The 19492-nt window shown below is 75.1% G+C and carries 18 protein-coding genes; 6 read left to right on the top strand and 12 right to left on the bottom strand.

From position 1 onward, the window contains the following. Window positions 1-85 precede the first annotated feature (85 nt). On the bottom strand, window positions 86-949 hold the full coding sequence (locus BM142_RS23640; RefSeq protein ID WP_092203923.1) for an SGNH/GDSL hydrolase family protein: 864 nt from the start codon (window positions 947-949) through the stop codon (window positions 86-88). Window positions 950-1043: 94 nt separating this feature from the next. Beyond that, window positions 1044-2273 carry a saccharopine dehydrogenase family protein gene (locus tag BM142_RS23645; protein WP_092203925.1) on the bottom strand — a complete coding sequence of 410 codons (1230 nt, stop codon included), beginning with the start codon at window positions 2271-2273 and terminating at the stop codon, window positions 1044-1046. Between the two features lie 69 nt (window positions 2274-2342). On the opposite strand from BM142_RS23645, the gene BM142_RS23650 reads away from it, so the two are divergent. Beyond that, a complete protein-coding gene (locus BM142_RS23650; RefSeq protein ID WP_092203927.1) occupies window positions 2343-3875 on the top strand; it encodes an ATP-dependent DNA ligase in 1533 nt (510 codons plus the stop codon). Window positions 3876-3890: 15 nt separating this feature from the next. Here the strand turns inward: BM142_RS23650 and BM142_RS23655 are convergent, their stop codons facing one another. Next, complete coding sequence (locus BM142_RS23655) at window positions 3891-4922, bottom strand: LLM class flavin-dependent oxidoreductase (RefSeq protein ID WP_092203929.1); 1032 nt, start codon at window positions 4920-4922, stop codon at window positions 3891-3893. Window positions 4923-5107: 185 nt separating this feature from the next. Here BM142_RS23655 and BM142_RS23660 point away from each other — a divergent pair, with 185 nt between their 5' ends. Next, the gene (locus BM142_RS23660) at window positions 5108-6727 is read left to right on the top strand and encodes a GGDEF domain-containing protein (RefSeq protein ID WP_254791211.1); all 1620 of its coding nucleotides are present in this window, start codon (window positions 5108-5110) and stop codon (window positions 6725-6727) included. Between the two features lie 45 nt (window positions 6728-6772). Beyond that, a complete protein-coding gene (locus BM142_RS23665) occupies window positions 6773-7771 on the top strand; it encodes a YihY/virulence factor BrkB family protein (protein WP_092203931.1) in 999 nt (332 codons plus the stop codon). A gap of 18 nt (window positions 7772-7789) precedes the next feature. Here BM142_RS23665 and BM142_RS23670 read toward each other — a convergent pair whose 3' ends face one another. Continuing rightward, window positions 7790-8545: a sulfotransferase family protein gene (locus BM142_RS23670; RefSeq protein WP_092203933.1), complete on the bottom strand. Its 756-nt coding sequence runs from the start codon at window positions 8543-8545 to the stop codon at window positions 7790-7792. Window positions 8546-8695: 150 nt separating this feature from the next. Here BM142_RS23670 and BM142_RS23675 point away from each other — a divergent pair, with 150 nt between their 5' ends. From BM142_RS23675 to BM142_RS23685, 3 genes are all read left to right on the top strand, one after another. After that, the gene (locus tag BM142_RS23675) at window positions 8696-9949 is read left to right on the top strand and encodes a globin domain-containing protein (RefSeq protein ID WP_092203935.1); all 1254 of its coding nucleotides are present in this window, start codon (window positions 8696-8698) and stop codon (window positions 9947-9949) included. A gap of 68 nt (window positions 9950-10017) precedes the next feature. After that, complete coding sequence (locus tag BM142_RS23680) at window positions 10018-11157, top strand: globin domain-containing protein (RefSeq protein ID WP_092203937.1); 1140 nt, start codon at window positions 10018-10020, stop codon at window positions 11155-11157. Next, the gene (locus tag BM142_RS23685; RefSeq protein WP_092203939.1) at window positions 11154-11909 is read left to right on the top strand and encodes a DivIVA domain-containing protein; all 756 of its coding nucleotides are present in this window, start codon (window positions 11154-11156) and stop codon (window positions 11907-11909) included. Before BM142_RS23680 ends, BM142_RS23685 begins: the two co-directional genes overlap by 4 nt. A 55-nt stretch (window positions 11910-11964) precedes the next feature. Here the strand turns inward: BM142_RS23685 and BM142_RS23690 are convergent, their stop codons facing one another. The 8 genes from BM142_RS23690 to BM142_RS23725 all read right to left on the bottom strand — a co-directional run bounded on the left by BM142_RS23690 (window position 11965) and on the right by BM142_RS23725 (window position 19432). Beyond that, entirely contained in the window at window positions 11965-12648 is a 684-nt protein-coding gene (locus BM142_RS23690) for a cation efflux transmembrane domain-containing protein (RefSeq protein ID WP_254791214.1), read from the bottom strand. Next, entirely contained in the window at window positions 12645-12998 is a 354-nt protein-coding gene (locus tag BM142_RS23695) for an ArsR/SmtB family transcription factor (RefSeq protein WP_092203968.1), read from the bottom strand. The genes BM142_RS23690 and BM142_RS23695 overlap by 4 nt, the downstream gene beginning before the upstream one ends. Before the next feature lie 43 nt (window positions 12999-13041). Continuing rightward, window positions 13042-14694, bottom strand: coding sequence for a thiamine pyrophosphate-binding protein (locus BM142_RS23700; protein WP_092203941.1), 1653 nt, complete (start codon window positions 14692-14694; stop codon window positions 13042-13044). Then, window positions 14691-15467 (bottom strand): cyclase family protein, encoded by a 777-nt coding sequence (locus BM142_RS23705; RefSeq protein WP_092203943.1) that lies wholly within the window; start codon window positions 15465-15467, stop codon window positions 14691-14693. The genes BM142_RS23700 and BM142_RS23705 overlap by 4 nt, the downstream gene beginning before the upstream one ends. 92 nt (window positions 15468-15559) lie before the next feature. Then, window positions 15560-16423 (bottom strand): alpha/beta fold hydrolase, encoded by an 864-nt coding sequence (locus tag BM142_RS23710; RefSeq protein WP_092203945.1) that lies wholly within the window; start codon window positions 16421-16423, stop codon window positions 15560-15562. A gap of 17 nt (window positions 16424-16440) precedes the next feature. Beyond that, complete coding sequence (locus BM142_RS23715) at window positions 16441-16635, bottom strand: hypothetical protein (protein WP_092203947.1); 195 nt, start codon at window positions 16633-16635, stop codon at window positions 16441-16443. 137 nt (window positions 16636-16772) lie between these two features. Beyond that, window positions 16773-17828 (bottom strand): ABC transporter permease, encoded by a 1056-nt coding sequence (locus BM142_RS23720; protein ID WP_217640867.1) that lies wholly within the window; start codon window positions 17826-17828, stop codon window positions 16773-16775. Beyond that, window positions 17828-19432, bottom strand: coding sequence for a sugar ABC transporter ATP-binding protein (locus BM142_RS23725; RefSeq protein WP_217640868.1), 1605 nt, complete (start codon window positions 19430-19432; stop codon window positions 17828-17830). Before BM142_RS23725 ends, BM142_RS23720 begins: the two co-directional genes overlap by 1 nt. Window positions 19433-19492: the final 60 nt, after the last annotated feature.

Genomic DNA, 19492 nt, shown 5'->3' on the forward strand with positions numbered 1-19492 from the left:
GAGCCAGCACAAAAGCGAGGCGCCGCCAGAGCACCCAGCCCCGGCGGCGCCTCGCCCTGCCCTCTTGACAGCGAGGGACTACATATCAGCCCAGCCGCAGCACCCGCATGGTCTGCGCCGCCATCCCGCGCTCGCCGAGCGCGTTCGGGTGGACGATCACGGCGTTGGTGCCCTGGAGCACCGGCTCGACCCAGCGGACCCCGAGCGGCTGGCACGCGTCGTGGCCCTCGGAGACCCGGTTCATGTCCACGTAGGTGACCCCGGTCCGGGCGGCCGCCCGCTCGATGGCGTCGTTCAGCGTGGCCTGCAGGCTGCGCAGGTAGGGGACGTCGCCCTCGGCGATCGGCATCCGGTCGAAGCAGCCACCGGTCCGCGGCAGGATCCACGGGTAGCCGAGGATGGCGACCCGCGCCCGGGGCGCCTCGGCCCGGACGGCGCGCAACGTGCTCACCAGCACCGGATAGGTGACGTCCCGGATGGTGTCCTCGAAGGAGGATCCGTACCGGTCCTCGCACGGGCTGCCCGCGCCGAGGGTCGACAGGCCGGCGGCGCCGCACTGCAGGATCGAGTCGAGGAACACGCTGCTGTCGTTGCCACCGATGGTCATGGTGACCAGCTGCGTGTCGCGGGCCAGCGCCGCCAGCTGCGGGGCGACGCCGGGGTGCTGCTCGGTGACGTAGTCACCGGTGTCGGCACCGCCGCAGGTCACGTCGGTGAGCTGCGCGCCGGTGGCGGCCGCGATCACGTGCGGGTAGTTGGCGGTCGAGCGCAGGCACATCGGTGGCGCCGTCAGGTCCGGGGGCAGGACCCCGGAGGCCGCGCTGTAGGAGTCGCCCAGGGCGACGTACCGGAGGGGCCCGTGCGCCCCCGCCGTGGCCGGGACGCCGAAGAGCACGACGGCGAGGACGGCGAGGACGCAGGCGGCGATGCGGTGCACGGGCTTCTCCATCCGGGGGGGACGCTCGGTAGGACAACGCCGGTGGCGGGTTGGGGTTACGCCCTCTGCACAGATACCGGGCCGAGAACCCGGATACGTCGACGGTTCAGAGCTCGGACACCTCGTAGGTCTGCCCGGCCGCCCGCAACCGTTCCACCAGCACCGCGCCCAGCGCCGTCGCCGGGGTGAGCGAGCCGGCCCGGTCGGGCAGCCGGTCGCCGTCCAGCGCCAGGGCCAGCGCGCTCTCCCCCAGCATCACCGCGGTCGCGGCGTAGCCCGGGTCCCCCTGACCGGCGGCGATCGCCCGGTAGCGGCGGCCGCGCTCGGTCTCCGCGTCGACCGTCATGCGGAACCAGCCCTTCCGGCGGACCTCCTCGCTCGGCCCGCTGCCCGGGGCGGGCAGCACCCGGTCCAGCAGGGCGCGGGTCGGCGGGAACGCCATGGCCGAGACCGCGCCCACGAGCCCGGCGGAGAGACCCGCGGCGGTCACCGCACCGAGAGGGCCGCGACCCACACCCATGACCTCCCCGTAGCTCAGCCCCCGGCCGTAGGCCCAGTCCTGCAGGGCGTTGCTCCGCCGCACGATGCGGGTGTTGAACGGTGCCATCACGAAGGCCGCCGTCCAGCGCCCGTCCGCCGTCCGCTCGGGCATGCTGCCGTCGCGCGGCTGGCGCGTGCCCGGCTCGGCGGCGCGGTCGGGGCTGAGCGCGAACGGATCGCCGACGACACGGCGCTTCGAGGGGTTCTCCTGCAGGGCCTCCACCTGGGCCCGCATCGAGTCGATCGTGCCGCCGCTGAAGCCGCCGCGCATCGTCGCGACCAGCCGGACGTCGGTCAGGCCGCCCGCCCCGTCGGCTCGGGCCCGCTCGGCGAGCAGGAAGGTGCTGAGGTCGGAGGGGATGGAGTCGTAGCCGCACGCGTGCACGATCCGGGCGCCGGTCCGCCTCGCCACCTCGTCGACGCGGTCGACGGCCTCGCGGACGAACAGCACCTCGCCGGTGAGGTCGGCGTAGTGGGTGCCGGCGGCGGCGCAGGCCTCGACCACGGGCAGGCCGTACCGCGCGTACGGGCCGACCGTCGTCACCAGCACCCGCGTGCTCTCCGCCAGCGCGGCCATCGAGGCCGGGTCCCCGGCGTCGGCCGCCACGACCGGCCACTCCCGCGCCGCCGGGGGGAGACCGGCACGGACCTCCAGGAGCCGGGTCAGCGACCGGCCGGCCAGCCCGATCCGGAGGCCGGGCGGCGCGTGCTCGGCGAGGTAGGCGGCGAGCAGCCGCCCCACGAAGCCGGTGGCCCCGAAGAGGACGAGGTCGTGGTCGCGCGTGCTGTCAGCCATGCGGCCATCTAAGACGCCGGGGGTCGCTCCCGCCGCCGGGACGTCCGCCGGGCCTGCCACGATGACGCGGTGCTGCTCGCCGACGTCGTCGCCGCCTCCACGGCCGTCGTCGCCACCCGCTCGCGCACCGCGAAGGCACGGACGATCGCCGGGCTGCTCCGGGCCGCCGACCCGGTCGAGGTCGAGCCGGTGACCGCCTGGCTCGCGGGCGAGGTCCGGCAGGGCCGGCTCGGGGTCGGCTGGCGCACCCTCGCGCGGCTGGGCGGCGAGCCGGCCGCCGAGGCGTCGCTGACGGTGACGGCGGTCGACCGGGGCCTGACCGAGCTGGCCACGACGTCCGGCGCCGGCTCGGCGGCCCGCCGGGGCACCCTCCTCGGCGGCCTGCTGGCGGCCGCGACCGCCGACGAGCAGCGGTTCCTGGTGCGGCTGCTGTCCGGTGAGCTGCGCCAGGGCGCGCTGGAGGGTGTCGTCCTCGACGCCGTCGCCGCGGCCGCCGACGTCCCCTCCGCGAGCGTGCGCCGGGCGTTCATGCTGTCCGGCCGGTTGCCGCGGACCGCCGCCGCCGCGCTGGCGGGGGGCGCGGCGGCGCTGGACGCGGTGCGCCTCGAGGTGGGGCGCCCCGTCCGGCCGATGCTGGCGGCGCCCGGGTCCTCGCTGGACGCCGCGCTCGCCGACCTCGGCGACGCGGTCACCGTGGAGTTCAAGCTGGACGGTGCCCGGATCCAGGTGCACCGCGACGGCGACGAGGTGCGGGTGTGGACGCGCACGCTGCGCGAGGTGACCGACGGCGTGCCGGAGCTGGTGGACCGGGTGCGGGCGCTGCCCTGCGCCACCGCCGTCCTCGACGGCGAGACCCTGGCCCTGGACGACGACGGCCGGCCACGGGCGTTCCAGGACACGATGAGCCGGTTCGGGACCGAGGCCGCGGAGCCGGGGGTGCTGCTGAGCCCGTTCTTCTTCGACCTGCTCCACCTCGACGGCCGCGACCTGCTGGACGAGCCGCTGCACGTCCGGCTGGACGCGCTGGCCGGGCTGCTGGCCGACGACGCGCACGCCGCCCTCCGGATGCCCGGGGTCCGCTCCCCCAGCGCCGACCAGGCCGCCGACGTGCTGGACCGCGCGCTGACCGGCGGGCACGAGGGCGTCGTGGTCAAGGCCCTGGACGCCCCCTACGCCGCCGGGAGGCGGGGCCGGGCCTGGCAGAAGGTGAAGCCGGTGCACACCCTCGACCTGGTGGTGATCGGCGTGGAGTGGGGCTACGGCCGGCGCACCGGGAAGCTGTCGAACATCCACCTCGGTGCCCGCGACCCCGCCGGCGGCGAGCCGGTGATGGTCGGCAAGACGTTCAAGGGCATGACCGACGAGCTGCTGGAGTGGCAGACCAGCACCTTCCCGGGGCTGGCCCGGGAGCACGCGGACTGGGGCCTGCTGCTGCGCCCGGAGCTCGTCGTCGAGATCGCGCTCGACGGCGCCCAGCGCAGCACCCGCTACCCGGGCGGGGTGGCGCTGCGGTTCGCCCGGGTGCTGCGCAACCGGCCGGACAAGACGCCGGCCGAGGCCGACGACCTCGACGCGGTCCGCGCCCTGCTGGCCGGCGGCTGATCCGGACGGTGGGGACTACCGGGCCTCGGCGACCCGCGGGGCGACCTCCGTGCCGAGCAGCTCGATGCCGCGCAGCAGGTCGGCGTGCGCCAGCCGGGGGTTGGTCATCTGCAGCGAGATGCGGTCCACCCCGCCGAGCTGGCCGGAGATGCGCACCAGCTTCTCGGCCACGGTCTCCGGGTCGCCCATGAAGAAGGCGCCGTTCGGCCCGCTGGTCGCGTCGAACTGGGCCCGCGAGGGCGGGGAGAAGCCGCGCTCCCGGGAGACCTTCTCGAACATCTCGTGCCAGCCGGGGTAGATCGTGTCGGCGGCGGCCCGCGTGCTCTCGGCGACGAAGCCGAAGACGTGCAGCCCCACCTGCAGCCGCTCGGGGGCGTGCCCGGCCTGCGCCCCGGCCCGGCGGTAGAGCTCGACCAGGGGCGCGAACTGGCGCGGCTCGCCGCCGATGATCGCCACCATGAGCGGCAGCCCGAGCAGTCCGGCCCGGACGAAGGACTCCGGCGTCCCACCGACGCCCACCCAGATGGGCAGCGGGTCCTGCAGCGGCCGCGGGTAGACCCCCTGCCCGGTGAGCGCCGGCCGGTGCCGGCCCGACCACGTCACGTGCTCGGACTCGCGGATGCGCAGCAGCAGGTCGAGCTTCTCGGCGAACAGCTCGTCGTAGTCGCCCAGGCTCAGGCCGAAGAGCGGGAACGCCTCGGTGAACGACCCCCGCCCGACCACCAGGTCGATGCGGCCCTTCGCGATCAGGTCGAGCGTCGCGAACTGCTGGAAGACCCGGACGGGATCGGCGGCGCTGAGCACGGCGACCGCGCTGCCGAGCCGGATGCGGGACGTGCGAGCCGCCGCCGCACCGAGGATGACCGGCGGGGCGGAGTCGTAGTACTCGCTGCGGTGGTGCTCGCCGATGCCGAAGGAGTACAGCCCGACGCGGTCGGCGAGCTCGATCTCCTCCAGCAGGTGCTGCATCCGCTCCTCGGGTCCGACGACGTGCCCCGTGGCGGGGTCGGTCACCGCCGAGACGAAGCTGTCGACGCCGAGGTGCATGGCAGGTCCTTCCGTCGGGTGGCCGTCGCCGGACCCCTCGCCGTCGGGCGCGGCGTCGAGGCGCGACGGCGGGTGCTGCGGCCCATCCTCCCCTCCACCGGCAGGGCCGGCGACCGCCGGCGGTGCGGGGTAGATCACGCCGGCAGGGCTCTCAAGCTGGGCGTTCGCCGTGACGATGGGCCCCTGTGACCAGCACTGCGGACGTCCACGACGTGGCGGGCGGGGAGCGCAGCGCGGCTGCGCCGTCCTCGCCCGCCGCCGTGGCCGCGGCCGCCGCGGTCGCCGACCTGGAGCGCCTCTCCCGGTTCGACCCCGTCGACGTCGAGGGCCCGGCGGCAGCGGCGGCGAGCGCCGCCGAGCGGCTCGGCCGCACCGACCTGGTGCACCGTGCCCGGCTCCTGCAGGCCGACCTGCTGCGCCGGCGGGGCGACGTCGCCGAGGCCGGGCGGCGGGCCCAGGACATCCAGCGCTGGGCCGCGGAGCACGACTCCCGGCACCTCCTGGCCCGCAGCCACTACGTGCTGACCGCCGTCCTCCAGGAGCTCGGTGACCTCTCGCTGGCCCTCGAGCACGCCGTCCGGGCCGTGGACCTGCTGGCCGACGACGTCGACGCCGAGGTGCACATCGACCACCACGCCCGGCTGGCCGACTGCCTGGGCCTCAGCGGTGACGCCGTGGCGGCCCGGGAACGCTACGACCACGTGCTGCGCCGCGCCGAGGAGATCGGCGACGTCCACCGCCAGCTGCTGGTCCTCAACAACCGGGCGTACTGCGAGACGGTGGCAGGCGCCTTCGAGGACGCCCTCGGCTGGAGCACCGCCCTCCAGCAGCTGGCCGCCCGGGCCGGTGTCCCGCTGCGCGTCGGGCAGCTCGACACGGTGGGCCGCGCGCTCGTGGGCCTCGGGCGCCTCGACGAGGCCGAGACGGCGATGCTGCCGGGCCTGCGCCCGGAGGCGCTCGACGCGTCCCTGGACGGGGACGCCGGAGCCGACTTCCTGCTCACCCTCGGCGAGGTCCGGCGCCGCCGCGGCGCCCTCGACGCGGCGCAGGCCACGCTCGACGAGTGCGTGCGCCGGTGCGAGACGCACGGGCTGACCTCGATCCGGGTCCGCGCCCGCCGGGAGCAGGCGGAGCTGCACGCGGCCGGCGGGGACTTCCGGGCCGCCTTCGAGGAGCACAAGCGCTACTCCGACGAGCTCATGGAGCTCCAGTCGGCCGAGCGGGACGCCCGGGCCCGCACCCTGCAGGCGATGTACGAGACGACCGAGGCCCGCCGGCAGACCCGCCGCTACCGCGAGCTGTCGCTGCGCGATCCGCTCACCGGCCTCTACAACCGCCGCTACGTCGACGACCAGCTGCCGGGGCTGCTCGCCCAGGCGGCCGCGGGCACCACGGCGGTCACCGTCGCGCTGCTGGACCTGGACCACTTCAAGGCGGTCAACGACACCTGGTCCCACGACGTCGGCGACCGGGTGCTGCGGACGGTCGCCGAGCTGCTCCAGGAGGCCGGCGCGGCCGCCGGTCCCGGGTCCTTCGTCGCCCGGATGGGCGGCGAGGAGTTCCTGCTCGTCCTGGTCGAGGACGACGAGGGGGCGACGCGGCGGCTCGAGGAGCTGCGCCGCACCGTCCGCGCCCACCCCTGGGCCGGGCTCACCGGCCACCTGCCGGTGACGGCCAGCATCGGCGCCGCGGGCACGGCCGGCCGCACCGACGTCACGCCCCCGGAGGTGCTCGGCCGGGCCGACGCCCACCTGTACCTGGCCAAGCGCGCCGGCCGCGACCGGGTGGTCACCGACACCGCCTGAGCGCTTCCCGCGTGACGCCCGCACCGGCTGGGCACACCCCCGGCCATGACGGAGGGCTCCGCCGAGCGCGGGACGGCAGCGGTTCCCCACGCGGGGGGCGGCGGGAGCGACGCCGCGTGGCCGCACCTCATCCCGGTGGGCCACTGGGGCGCGATCCTGCGCCGGGTCGTGCGGCACGTGCTCGACGACCGGCTGATGGTGCTCAGCGCCGGGATCTCGTTCTTCGCCCTGCTCTCCATCGCGCCCATGCTGGTCACCGCGGTCTCGGTCTACGGCGCGGTCACCACGCCCGAGGAGGCGCTGGAGCAGCTGTCCGGCGTGGCCCGCAGCCTGCCGACCGACCTCGAGCCCCTGGTCGCCGACCAGCTGACGACCGTCACGGCCGCCTCCACCAGGGTGCTCACGCTGCGCGGGCTGACCGGTCTGGTCGTCGCCCTCTGGACGGCGACGACCGCGGCCACCTACCTGATCGACGCCCTGACCCTCGCCTACCACGAGACCGAGACCCGGGGCTTCCTCCGCCGCAGCGGCCTGGGTCTGGTGTTCGTGATCGGCGGCGCCCTGCTCCTGGGCGGTGTGCTGACCGTGTCGGACGTCTTCTCGGGCGCGCTGGACGACGCCCCCGGCCTCGTCCGTGCGGTGTCTCCGGTCTTCCCCTGGCTGGCGCTCGGTGTCCTCATGGCCGTCGTGCTCGCCGCGCTCTACCGGTTCGCCCCCGACCGCAGGCAGGCACGCTGGCGCTGGATCAGCGGCGGCGCGGTGACGGCCACGCTGCTGTGGCTGGCGACGTCGGCCGGGCTCTTCGCCTACGTGCAGAGCCTGGGCAGCTACTCCTCGACGTACGGCTCGCTGGCCGGGGTGGCCATCAGCATGTTCTGGCTGTGGATCAGCGTGTTCCTGGTGATCGTCGGCGCCGCCGTGAACGCGGAGGCCGAGCGGCAGACCCTGCAGGACTCCACCGTCGGCCCGGAGCGGCCGCTCGGCGAGCGGGGGGCGGTCGTCGCCGACAGCCTCCCGCCGGGGCGGCCCCCACGCGGGCGCTGACGCCGGACGCCTGCGACGTCAGACCGACCACTGCGGGAAGGCCTGACCGGTGAACTCGCGCAGCCGGTCCGCGTCGTCCCGGACGGCGTCCCGCAGCCCGTCCCGCACGGCCGCGCTCAGCGGCCGCGCCGGCTCGGGTGCGCTGTTGCGGCGCTCCGCCATGCCCGGTGACCAGTGGCCTTCGTCGACGCCGAGCCAGGCGAACAGCCGTCGCATCGTGGCCCGCGGCCGGTCCCGGAGGTCCTCCTGGGCGACGACGGCGACGCGGTCGGCGAAGCCGGCCGAGAGGAACGGGGCCAGCCGCTCGAGGTAGCGGCCGCGGGCGACGTACTGGCTGCGCGGGTCGAGCAGCGCCTCCTCCGGCCCGCGGGCCTCCGTCCCCTCCCGCCGGTGGTGCCAGTACTGCGACACCGCCCGGTCCACCGGGTCGCGGACGGCGTAGACGAGGCGGGCGTCCGGGACGACCGACGCCATGCGGCCGGCGACCTCGGGGTGGTCGGGCGAGGTGTAGCCCGGCGAGGCCTCGCCCCGGACGGCGGCGGCCGGGTCGAACCGGGCGGCGTACCAGTCCACGCCCCGGGCCCAGTTCCCGCGCATCGGGTCCGGCTCGCCGTCCACCGGCCCGAAGAAGAAGTTGAGCTCCTTGTGGCCGGACATCGCGACCTCCGGATGCAGGTCGAGGTAGCGGTGCAGGGAGGTGGTCCCGCACTTCATCGCCCCGATGATCACGAGGGTGGGCAGCGCTCCGGCCGGCGTCGTCCCGCGGGGATCCACGCCTCCACCCTGCCGCACGACACCCCGGGCCACCCCGGACGCGACACGCCCGGACGAGATGCACGCATCGGCCGCGCGTGATCGGGTAGCGGAGAACGAGCGGAACGTGACCGCGCCAGCGGGGGGCTAGTCGACTGGCAAGGAGACCACGTGCTTTCTGACCGATCCAGGCCCGTGATCGAGGCGACCCTTCCGGTGGTCGCCGAGAACATCGAGGAGATCGCCACCCGGTTCTACGGGCACCTCTTCGGCGAGCACCCGGAGTTGATCGACGGGGTGTTCAACCGTGGCAACCAGGCGGAGAAGACCCAGCAGATGGCCCTCGCCGGCTCCGTCGCGGTCTTCGCGACCTCGCTGGTGAAGGTGCCGGAGCAGCTGCCCGAGCACCTGCTCTCCCGGATCGCCCACAAGCACGCGTCGCTCGGCATCACCCCGGCGCAGTACGACGTCGTCCACGACAACCTGTTCTGGGCCATCGCCGACGTGCTCGGCGACGCCGTCACCCCCGAGGTGGCCGCGGCGTGGGACGAGGTCTACTGGCTGATGGCCTACGCGCTGATCAACCAGGAGCGCGGCCTGTACAGCGCGCGTGGCGTCCGGCCGGAGACGGTGTGGCGGGAGTGGGAGGTCGCCGAGAAGGTGCAGGAGACCGACGACGTCGTCACCTTCCGGATGCGCAGGACCGACGACCGCCTGGTGAAGACCTCCCTGCCCGGGCAGTACGTCACCGTGCAGGTCCCCATGCCCGACGGCGTGCGCCAGCCGCGCCAGTACAGCCTCACCAAGGCCGACGACGGCGAGCACCGGCAGTTCTCCGTCAAGCGGGTCCACGGCGGCGGCAAGCCCGACGGCGAGGTCTCGAACTTCCTCTGCGAGCGCGTGCAGGTCGGTGACCGGCTCACCATGTCCCTGCCCTTCGGCGACGTCGTCCTGGACGACTCCGGCCGCCCGGTGGTCTTCGCCAGCGCCGGCATCGGCATCACGCCCATGGCCGGCATGCTGTCCCACCTCGCGGCCGCGGGGTCGCACCTGCCGATCACCCTGCTGCACGCCGACCTCGACGAGGCCTCCTTCGCGCTGCGCGACCAGGTGCTGGAGGACATCCGGTACCTCCCGGGCGCGTCGGCGCACGTCTGGTTCGAGCGCGGCGGCGAGAGCACCCTCCCGGCCGAGATCCACAGCGGGCAGGTCGACCTCGACGACGTCAAGCTGCCCGACGACGCCGGCTACTACCTCTGCGGGCCGCTGCCCTTCATGCAGGCGGTGCGCAGTGCGCTGATCGACCGGGGCGTGCCGGCCCGCGACATCCAGTACGAGGTCTTCGGACCCGACCTGTGGCAGGCCGACCTCGCGACCGAGGAGACCCCCGGCGCCTCCGAGCGGAGCGGCCGGCACAGCGCCTGAGCCCACCGTCCGTCCGGCCCGCGCCCGCCGAGGTGCGGGACCGGACCCCCATCCCCGAGGAGGCGCGCGTGGACGTCCCCGCGATGCGGGCCAACTTCGCGAAGGCCGCGGCCACCGGCGACGAGGCCCCCCTGTACTTCTACTCGCACCTGTTCCTGAGCCACCCCGAGGTCCGGGCGATGTTCCCGGTCTCGATGGCCCACCAGCGCGACCGGTTCTTCACCGCGCTGGGTGAGGTCGTCACGCGCGTGGACGACCTGGACACCCTCGTCCCGATCCTCCAGCAACTGGGACGCGACCACCGGAAGTTCGGCACGCTGGCGGCCCACTACCCCGCTGCGGGCGCCAGCCTGCTGGCCACCCTGGAGCACTTCGACGACGAGTGGAGCCCCGAGCTCGCCAAGGACTGGACCGACGCGTACACGCTCGTCGCCGAGGTCATGATCGCGGCGGCCGAGGAAGCGGCCGAGCAGCCGGCCTGGTGGGAGGCCGACGTGGTCGGCCACGAGCGGCGCACCATCGACGTCGCCGTCCTCCGGGTCCGGCCACGGGCACGCTACGACTACCTGCCCGGCCAGTCGCTGTCCCTGGAGACCGACCTGCGACCGCGGCTGTGGCGCTACTACTCCCCCGCCAACGCCCCGCGGCCGGACGGCGTCCTGGACCTGCACGTGAAAGCACGGGACGGCGGTCCGGTCAGCTCCGCCCTCGTGCGCCGGGTGGGCGTCGGGGACGTGCTCCGCCTGGGCCCGCCCATGGGGCACCTCGCGCTGGACCCCGACTCCGACCGGGACCTCCTGCTGGTGGCCGGCGGGATGGGTCTGGCGCCGCTGAAGGCGATGGTCGACCAGGTGGCCCGGCACGGTCCCGCCCGGCGGGTGGACCTGTTCGTCGGTTTCCGGACCGAGGACGATGTCTACGACCGCACCGACCTGGCCCGGCTGCAGGAGGAGAACCCGTGGCTGACGGTGACCTACGCGGTCTCGGAGGACAAGCTGTCGTCCCTGGAGCAGGGGGACGTCGGTGAGGTCGTCCTGCGGCACGGCCCGTGGACCAGCCGGGAGGTCTGCGTGGCGGGGCCCGCCGTGATGGTCGAGGACACCGTCGGGCGGCTGCTGCAGCACGGTGTCCCACCACGACGCATGTCCAGCGAGGTCTTCGCCCCCAGCCGACCGGGGCCCAGTGTTGACGGAGAGGTGACCGAATGAGCAGCGCAGCCAACGGGTCCGCGAGCAGCGACCACGGGATCAGGCCCGCCGACCTGCACGACGTCCGGTTCACCCGGGCCTCGATGCTGCACCCGGGGTACGTCGACAGCGAGGTGGACCGCCTCCTGCACCGGGTCGCCGAGGAGCTGGGCCGGCACATCGCGGAGAAGGCCGAACTGCGCGACCGGCTGCGCGCCCTCGAGGCGCAGGTGGAGGGGACGGTGACGCCTCCGCCGCCCAGCGAGCAGGCGGTGCGCATCCTCGCCAGCGCCCAGCAGACGGCGGACAACTACGTCGCCGAGGCCGAGGAGTTCAGCCGGCAGATGACCAGCGAGGCCCGCGCCGAGTACGAGGGGCGCGTCCGGGAGGCGCGGGAGAACGCGGGCGCGATCATCCAGGCGGCCCAGGAGGCCGCGGCCAGGATGACCGGCCCTGTTCCGATGGGTGCCGACGCCCCGCAGCGCAGCGTCGAGGAGCTCGAGGAGCAGGTCGCCTACCTCAAGGCGTTCGGGCAGGCGTGCCGCGTGCAGCTGCGCTCCTACCTGGAGGCGCTGCTCAGCGACGTCGAGAACGAGTGGGGCCGGGCCGATCCCGCCGCGCTGCCGTCGGGACCGCCCCGCCCTCCGGCGCAGCGGTCCGGGAGCGACGGCGGCGCAGCCGCGACGTTCAGCGACAACAGCGTCGCGCAGCCCCCGTCGGAGGACGCGGACGAGGACCTGCCGGCCGCGGCCGGGTCCCGCTCGTCGTCCTGACCGGACCTCCGGTGCTCATCCGTCGGCGGTGAGCACCGGGCGGCCGGCCCGCCGGTCACGACGAGCCCACGGCTGCGCCGGGCCCGCCCGTCGTCCGCTCGCCGTCGTCGCAGCCGTCCCCGTCGTCGCAGCCGATCTCACCCTCCCATGCCTCCCGGCCCTCCATCACCGCGAAGCCGGCGATGACGAAGCCGGCGAGCGGGTCGACCCAGGTCCAGCCGAAGGCGGTGAACGCCAGCAGGCCGACCAACGTGCTGACGGACAGCCAGGCGCACAACCGGGTCTCGGCGGCGTCGGCGATGACCAGGCGGGACCCGAGGGCCTCGCCGGCGCGGCGCTTGGCGTGGGCCAGCCACGGCATGACCACCACGGAGGCGCCGAGCAGGACGACGCCGACCACGCTGGTGTCGGGGGTGTCGTCCCCGAACAGGTGGCGGACGCCCTCGACGGTGACGTAGGCGGCCAGCGCGAAGAACGTCAGGCCGATGAACCTCAGCGCCCGGCGCTCCTTCGCCTCGTCGACGTCGCCGTGGCGCAGCTCGGCGTACAGCCGGTGCAGCACGACGCCGGCGGCGGCGACCTCGATGCCGGAGTCGATGCCGAAGCCGATCAGCGAGATCAGCCCGGCGGCCAGCCCCGCGGCGACCGCGATCACCATCTCGACGACGTTGTAGCCGATGGTCAGCTGCTCCAGCCGGACCGCCCGGCGGGCCCGCGGGGAGAACGCGGCGCCGCTCACCGGGAGGACCCCTCGCCGTAGGCGGGGCACAGCGTGACCGCGTCGCCGGTGGCCGCGAGCAGTCGCTCGGCGGCGGCCAGCAGCTCGAGGAGCTCGGCGGAGTGGGCCAGCGACCACATCGACGCGCGGCCCTCCGGGCGGGAGACGACCAGTCCGCAGTCGCGCAGGCAGGCCAGGTGGGCGCTCACGGTGCTCTGGGCCAGCCCGATGTGGACCGTCAGGTCGACGACGCGGTGCTCCCCGAGGGCGAGGTGGCGGAGGATCGCGAGGCGGGCCGGGTCCCCGAGGCTGCGGAACATGCAGGTGGCCGCCGTCAGCGCCGAGACCTCGTCGACGGGTATCGATGTCATCGTCACGGAGCGATGTTAGCGGGCCCCGTGACCGACGACGGGGTCAGTGTCCACGGAAGGCCTCCTCCAGCCACCAGGACGGCTGGTCGCGGGTGACCTTGGCGTCGACGAGGAGCGGCGCCGCCCGCGGCCCGGCCAGCCACTCCCGCACGGCCCCGAGGTCGCCGACCGCCCGCACGGTGACCGCCTCGAACCCGTGGCCGCGGGCGATGGCGGCGAAGTCGGTCTCCGGGAAGCGGACGGTGTCCAGCGGGTGGCCGGCCGGCCCGAAGTGGTGCACCTCGGCGCCGTAGGCGGCGTCGTCGTACACGACGACCACCATCGGGAGCCCGAGCCGGACGACGGTCTCGAGCTCGGAGGCGCCCATCAGCGCGCCCCCGTCCCCCAGCGCCGCGACCGGCAGCCGGTCGGGCCGGGCGACGGCCGCCCCGATGGCGGTCGCCAGCCCGAGCCCGACGGACTGGAACGCCTGGGTGAAGCAGAAGCCGAACTCGTCGGGGACGTCGAGGAACATGCTGGGGTAGCCCATGAAGTTGCCGGAGTCCACGGCCACCACGCGGTCGGCCGGCAGCAGGTCGTCCAGCGCGATGGTCAGCGTGCGCGGGTCGACCAGGCCCGCCTTCCCGCCGTCGTCGAACGGCTCGTCCCGCCACCGCCTGCGTGCGGCCAGGGCGGCGCGCACCTCGTCGGTCCGGTAGCCGGTCGTCGGCCCCGGCAGCAGGGGGACGACCGCGTCGGCGACCTCGCGGACGTCGCCCACGACGCCGAAGGCGACCGGCCGCTGCGTCCCGACCGCGTCGGCGTCGTCGTCCACCTGGACGACGACGGCGTCGTCGGCGATCAACCGGCCGTGCCGCATCGTCCACATGTTGAGGGCGCACCCCCAGCCGACGATCAGGTCGGCGGCACCGATCAGCTCGGCGGCCAGGGGGGTGGCGAAGCCGCCGGACACGTCGAGGTCCCAGGGGCTGCCGCGGAACAGGCCCTTGCTGACGGCGGACGTGGCGAGCAGTGCTCCGCACCGGTCGGCGAGCGCCTCCAGCGCCGCCCCGGAGCCCGCGCCCCGCGCTCCGCGCCCGGCCACGAAGACCGGCCGCCGGGCCCGCTGCAGCGCCTCGGCCAGCCGTCCGGCGTCCTCGGTCGGGGCGGCGCGCGGCCCCCGCGGTGGCACGGGCCGGGCCTCCCCCGGCTCCGCAGGCAGCTGCTGGACGTCCAGGGGCAGGTTGAGGACCACGACCCGCCGGTCATCCCGGGCGGTGGCCACCGCGGCCGCGGCCACCGCGCCCGCGTCCTCCGGCGCCGCCACCCGCATCGGCACCGCACCGACCGCCACGGCCAGCGCCTCCTGGTCGACGAAGAAGTTGGACCGGCGGTTCGTCGCCTCCGCGGTCACCACCACCAGCGGCGTGCGGCTCTTCGCGGCCTCGGTGATGCCGGTCAGCGCGTTGGTCAGGCCGCACCCCTGGTGCAGGGTCAGCGCCGCCACTCCCCCGGACATGCGGGCGTAGGCGTCGGCCATCGTCGCGGCCCCGCCCTCGTGGCGGGCGGCCACGTACCGGGCACCGGCGGTGACCATCGCGTTGGTCACCGCGAAGTTGCCCGACCCGACGACCCCGAAGGCCGCGTCGATCCCCGAGCGGACCAGCATGCCCCCGACGACGTCGGCGACCGTCGGGCCCGTCCCCGCCCGGCTCATCCCCGCTCGACCAGCGCCACCGCCCGCAGCGGCGATCCGGAGCCGGACACGATGGGCAGCGGGGCCGCCACGACCAGGGCGCCGGTCGCCGGGAGCCGGTCGAGGTTCTGCAGCTGGGTGAGGCCGTACTTGCCGCTGCCCATGAGCGCGGCATGGCACGGGAACGGCGGGTCGAACGAGTGGGCACCGCCGGCGTCCGTGCCGACCGTCTCCACCCCCAGCCCGATGACCGGCGTCTCCTCGGCCAGCCAGCGGGCGCAGGCCGGCGACAGGCCGGGCGTGTGCGGACCGGTCTCGTCGGCGTTCAGGAACTCCTGCTGCGACGCCGACCGCGCGGACCACCCGGTGCGGAACAGCAGCCACCCGCCGGCCGGCAGCGGACCGTGCTCGGCCTCCCACGCGCGGACGTGCTCGACCTCCAGCAGGAAGTCGGGATCGTCAGCGGCCTGCGCGGAGAAGTCGAGGACGACGGCGGGGGCGATGAACCGGCTCGCCGGCACCGAGGCGACGTCGTCACCGTCGCGCCCGGTGACCCAGTGGTTCGGCGCGTCGAAGTGCGTGCCGGTGTGCTCACCGGTCCGGAAGTTGTTCCAGTACCAGGCCGGGCCCCGGTCGTCGTAGCGGCTGAGCTCCTCCAGCTGGAAGGACGCGGTCTGCGCGAACTGCTCCGGCAGGGCGATGACGGGCGTGTCCGACGACAGCGGGGCCGTCAGGTCGACGACCTCGACGGCTCCGGTGGACAGCGCCTCGGCGAAGCTGGACAGGACGGACATCGGGTTCCCTTCGGGCCGGCTGCGGGCGGCCGCCAGCCAAGCACACGCATGCGGACCCGCGGGAGGGAGACCGCTGGTCAGGGGCGCACCGGTCAGGGGGTCAGCGCCGCGTAGACCTCGTCGGCGTGGTCGAACACGAGGAAGTGCCCCTCCCCCGGGAACCAGTGCGCGTTGCACCGCGGCAGCATCCCGGCCAGGACCTGCCCGAGCGCTGCGGGCACCAGCCAGTCGTGGGTGCCGTGCCAGACGTGCACGTGCTGGCCGATCTCCGACAACGGGAAGCCCCACGGCCGGAAGAGCAGCGCGCGGTCCGCGGCGAGGGCGGCCGGCCCGTTGCGCAACCCCTCGGTGAAGGTCTCGGCGAGGATCTGGCGCACGGCCGGCCGGCCGATCACCCGCCGGTCGGCGGCGTTCAGCCGGACCTGCAGGTAGCGCGGGATGAGCGCCGGACGCATCGCGGCGGGGGCGAGCACCGGCTGGAGGAGAGCGGCCGCCCGGCCGGGCCGGTGTGCGGCCGACCGGACCGGTCCGGGCACCCACCGCGGCCACGGCCACGGGACGTCGGGAGGTGGTGCACCGCCCAGGATCCCGACCGCGCTCACCCGGTCGCCGAAGGCGTGCGCGCAGGCCAGGGCGTAGGCCGCGCCGCCGGACAGGCTGAGGACGGCGAACCGGTCGATGCCCAGGTGGTCCAGGAGGGCCCGGACGTCGCCGGGCCAGTCCGCCACCCGCCGGCCCGGGTGCGGATCGGAGCGCCCGAACCCCGGCCGGTCGGGGACGACGAACCGGATCCCCCGGCGCCGGTAGCCGTCGGGGTCCTCGACGTGCCGCTCCAGCCGGGAGCTGGGCGACCCGTGGCAGCCCAGCACGGGGCGACCGCCCGGGTCACCCCACTCGGCATAGGCCAGGGTGCGGCCGTCGGCCAGCCGGACGGTGCCCTCGCGACGGTCCTCCACGGCCCCCTCGGGAGGGCTCAGCGTGCGCCGGCCAGCTGCCGGACGGCGTTGACCACGTACATGACCGAGAGCACGAGGAACAGCGCCCCGATCACCGCCCGCACCTGGTCGTCGGCCACCCCCGCGCGCCGGGCGACCGGCTCCGCGACGGCGTCGGCCACCTTTTCCCGCCAGCCCTGCAGGCCGGCCTTCCCCACTGCGATCGCATCCATGGGGCACCGCTACCCGGTCCGCGGCCGTGCCAGACCCGTTCCGCGTTTCCGGCTCAGCCGGTGCCGCTCAGCCGGGGCCGCTCATCCCGTGCCGCTCAGCCGGTGCCGCTCAGCCGGTCCCGCTCAGCCGGTCCCGCTCATCCCGTGCCGACGCCCCGGTGCCGGCCCAGGTAGTGCGACAGCCCGACGGCGACCAGCAGCGCCGCCCCGTTGAAGACCGGGCTGGCCCAGGCGCTGGCCCCCGACAGCGTCAACCCGCTGACGGCGACCGAGACGAACAGCACGCCGATGATCGTGCCGACCGCGTTGAAGAAGCCGGGCACCACCGCGGTGGCCCCGAGGAACGCCGCGGCCAGCGCGGGGAAGAGCAGGCTGGTCCCGTTGTCGGCGGTGGCGCTGCCCGCCCGGGCCAGCTGGAGCACCCCGGTCACCCCCGCGAGGGCACCGGCCAGCACGAAGGTCGTCCAGACCGACCGGTCGACCCGCACGCCGACGAGCCGGGCCGAGCGGGGGTTGGACCCGATCGCGTACAGGCTCCGGCCGAACGGGGTCTGGGAGAGCAGGTACCAGAGGGCGACGGTGGCCAGCAGGACGACGAAGACCACGCGCGGCAGCCCCAGCCACGTCGCGCTGCCGAAGCGCGGCAACGCCGGGTCGATGCCGGCGAGGATGGTCTGCCCGCCGGTGTACCACTGGATCAGCCCGCCCAGCAGCGTGGCCATGCCGAGGGTGGTGACGAAGCTGTTGAGCCCGAAGCGGGTGACCAGCACCCCGTTGATCGCCCCGATCCCCGCGCCGACGCCGATGCCGACCGCGATCGCCAGGCCGAGCGACAGGTCGGAGAAGCTCATCAGCCCGGCGGTGAGGACGCTGGAGGTCGCGGCGATGGCACCCAGGGAGAAGTCGAAGTAGCCGGTGACCAGCGGCAGGATGACCGCCAGGGCCAGCAGCGCGACAACCGACTGGTTGCCCAGCAGCACGCTGGCGTTCGAGCTGGTGAAGAAGGTGTCCGAGCTCTCGGGGTAGATCGCGAAGAACGCGATCACCGCCAGCAGCAGGGCCAGCAGGGCGTTGCGCTCGGCGAGGCCCTTGAGCCGGGAGGAGGGGGACGCCGCGGTTCCCGGCGGCGTCGTGCCGGCGTCCGGGCCGTCGGCCGGCCCGGTGTCGACGTGCTCGGTGCTGGTCAGGCTCATCATCGGTCTCCTGGAGCCGGCACCGGGCCGGCGGTGGTTTCGGTGCTCTGGGTGAGTGCGGTCAGCCGGTCGGCGGTGAGGGCCGCCCCGCTCAGCTCCGCCGCGACGCGTCCGTCGCGCAGCACGAGCACCCGGTCGCAGAGACCGCAGAGCTCGAGCTGGTCGGAGGAGGCCACGAGGACGGCACAGCCGCGCTCCGCGGTCTCGCGGACGATCCGGTAGATGTCGGCGCGGGACATGACGTCGACGCCCTGGGTCGGTTCGTCGAGCAGGAGCAGCGCAGGCTCGCGGCGGAGCCAGCGGGCCAGGACCGCCTTCTGCTGGTTCCCGCCGGACAGTGCCGCGAACGGCACCTCGGTCGACGACGCCTTGATGGCGTGCGACCGGATGAGCGCACCGGCGTCGGCCCGCTCCCGCCGGACCGCCATGCCCCAGGGGCGCCAGTACCGGCCGACGACCGTGGCCGAGAGGTTGTCCCGGACCGTGAGGTCGGCGAACGCGGCCTCACCGCCCCGGTCCTCCGGCACGTAGGCCACCCCGCCGGCGATCCGCGCCGGCACGGAGGCGGCCGCGTCCCCGGCCGGCCGGTCCGAGGCGATCCGCACGTTGCCCCCGGCCGGTGCGTGCTCGCCGAACACGGTCTTGAGCAGGGAGGTGCGCCCCGAGCCGACCAGTCCGGTGAGGCCGACGATCTCGCCCCGCCGGACCTGCAGGTCGACCCCGCGCAGCGGTCCGCCGGCCAGTCCGGCCACGTCGAGGACGACGTCGCCGCGGCCGGCGTCCGCCGCCGGCCCGGAGGCGGGCTGCGGGCGGACGACCGCCCGTGCCGCGTCCGCCGACCCGGTCATGTGCGCCACCAGCTCGGCCTCGGTGGGCCGCGCGGCCACCAGGGAGGCGACGGTGCGCCCGTCCCGGAACACGGTGAAGTCGTCGGACACCGAGAGCACTTCCGGCATCCGGTGGCTGACCATCAGCACCGTCTGCCCGGCATCGGCCCGGCGGCGCACGGCGTCCAGGAGGAGGCGCGACTCGTGCTGGGGCAGGGTGGCGGTGGGCTCGTCGAGCACCAGCACGAGGTGCCGGTCGCTCTCCTGGTCCTGCAGCGCCCGGGCGATCGCGACCAGCGTCCGCTGCGCCGGGCGCAGCGCCGCCACCGGCGTCGCGGGCGAGGCGCCGATCTCGTAGTTGTCGAGGAGTCCGGCGACCCGCCGGTGCAGCGCCGTCCAGGAGACCCGCCCGGCCAGGCCCCGGGGGTAGCCGGCGTCGAGGGCGAAGTTCTCGGCGATCGACAGCTCGGGGAACAGGCCGAGGTCCTGGTGCACGAAGCGCAGCCCGGCAGCGCGGCCGGCCCGCGCGTCGTACTCGGCGGCCGACCACGCCGACCCGGCCATCTCGATCCGGCCGGCGTCGGCCCGGTGGACCCCGGCCAGCACCTTGATCGTCGTGGACTTGCCGCACCCGTTGCCGCCGATCAGGGCGTGCACGGTGCCGTGCCGCAGGGCCAGGTCCGCGCCGTCGAGGGCCAGGGTGGCGCCGAACCGCTTGGTCATCCCGGTGATCCGCAGGACGACGTCCGTCGTCGGCGGACGTGCCGTGGTGCTCATGGTGGTCCTTTCGCCGGTGGCCGCCCCCGAGGGAGCGGCCACCGGTGGGGAGGAGGAGCG

Source organism: Blastococcus tunisiensis (genome assembly GCF_900112815.1).
In the GTDB taxonomy this organism is placed as follows: Bacteria; Actinomycetota; Actinomycetes; order Mycobacteriales; family Geodermatophilaceae; genus Blastococcus_B; species Blastococcus_B tunisiensis.

Coding starts and splice junctions, on each gene's coding strand:
- BM142_RS23640 (WP_092203923.1), bottom strand. CDS start 949: ATGGAGAAGCCCGTGCACCGCATCGCCGCCTGCGTCCTCGCCGTCCTC.
- BM142_RS23645 (WP_092203925.1), bottom strand. CDS start 2,273: ATGGCTGACAGCACGCGCGACCACGACCTCGTCCTCTTCGGGGCCACC.
- BM142_RS23655 (WP_092203929.1), bottom strand. CDS start 4,922: ATGCACCTCGGCGTCGACAGCTTCGTCTCGGCGGTGACCGACCCCGCC.
- BM142_RS23665 (WP_092203931.1), top strand. CDS start 6,773: ATGACGGAGGGCTCCGCCGAGCGCGGGACGGCAGCGGTTCCCCACGCG.
- BM142_RS23685 (WP_092203939.1), top strand. CDS start 11,154: ATGAGCAGCGCAGCCAACGGGTCCGCGAGCAGCGACCACGGGATCAGG.
- BM142_RS23695 (WP_092203968.1), bottom strand. CDS start 12,998: ATGACATCGATACCCGTCGACGAGGTCTCGGCGCTGACGGCGGCCACC.
- BM142_RS23700 (WP_092203941.1), bottom strand. CDS start 14,694: ATGAGCCGGGCGGGGACGGGCCCGACGGTCGCCGACGTCGTCGGGGGC.
- BM142_RS23705 (WP_092203943.1), bottom strand. CDS start 15,467: ATGTCCGTCCTGTCCAGCTTCGCCGAGGCGCTGTCCACCGGAGCCGTC.
- BM142_RS23715 (WP_092203947.1), bottom strand. CDS start 16,635: ATGGATGCGATCGCAGTGGGGAAGGCCGGCCTGCAGGGCTGGCGGGAA.
- BM142_RS23720 (WP_217640867.1), bottom strand. CDS start 17,828: ATGAGCCTGACCAGCACCGAGCACGTCGACACCGGGCCGGCCGACGGC.
- BM142_RS23725 (WP_217640868.1), bottom strand. CDS start 19,432: ATGAGCACCACGGCACGTCCGCCGACGACGGACGTCGTCCTGCGGATC.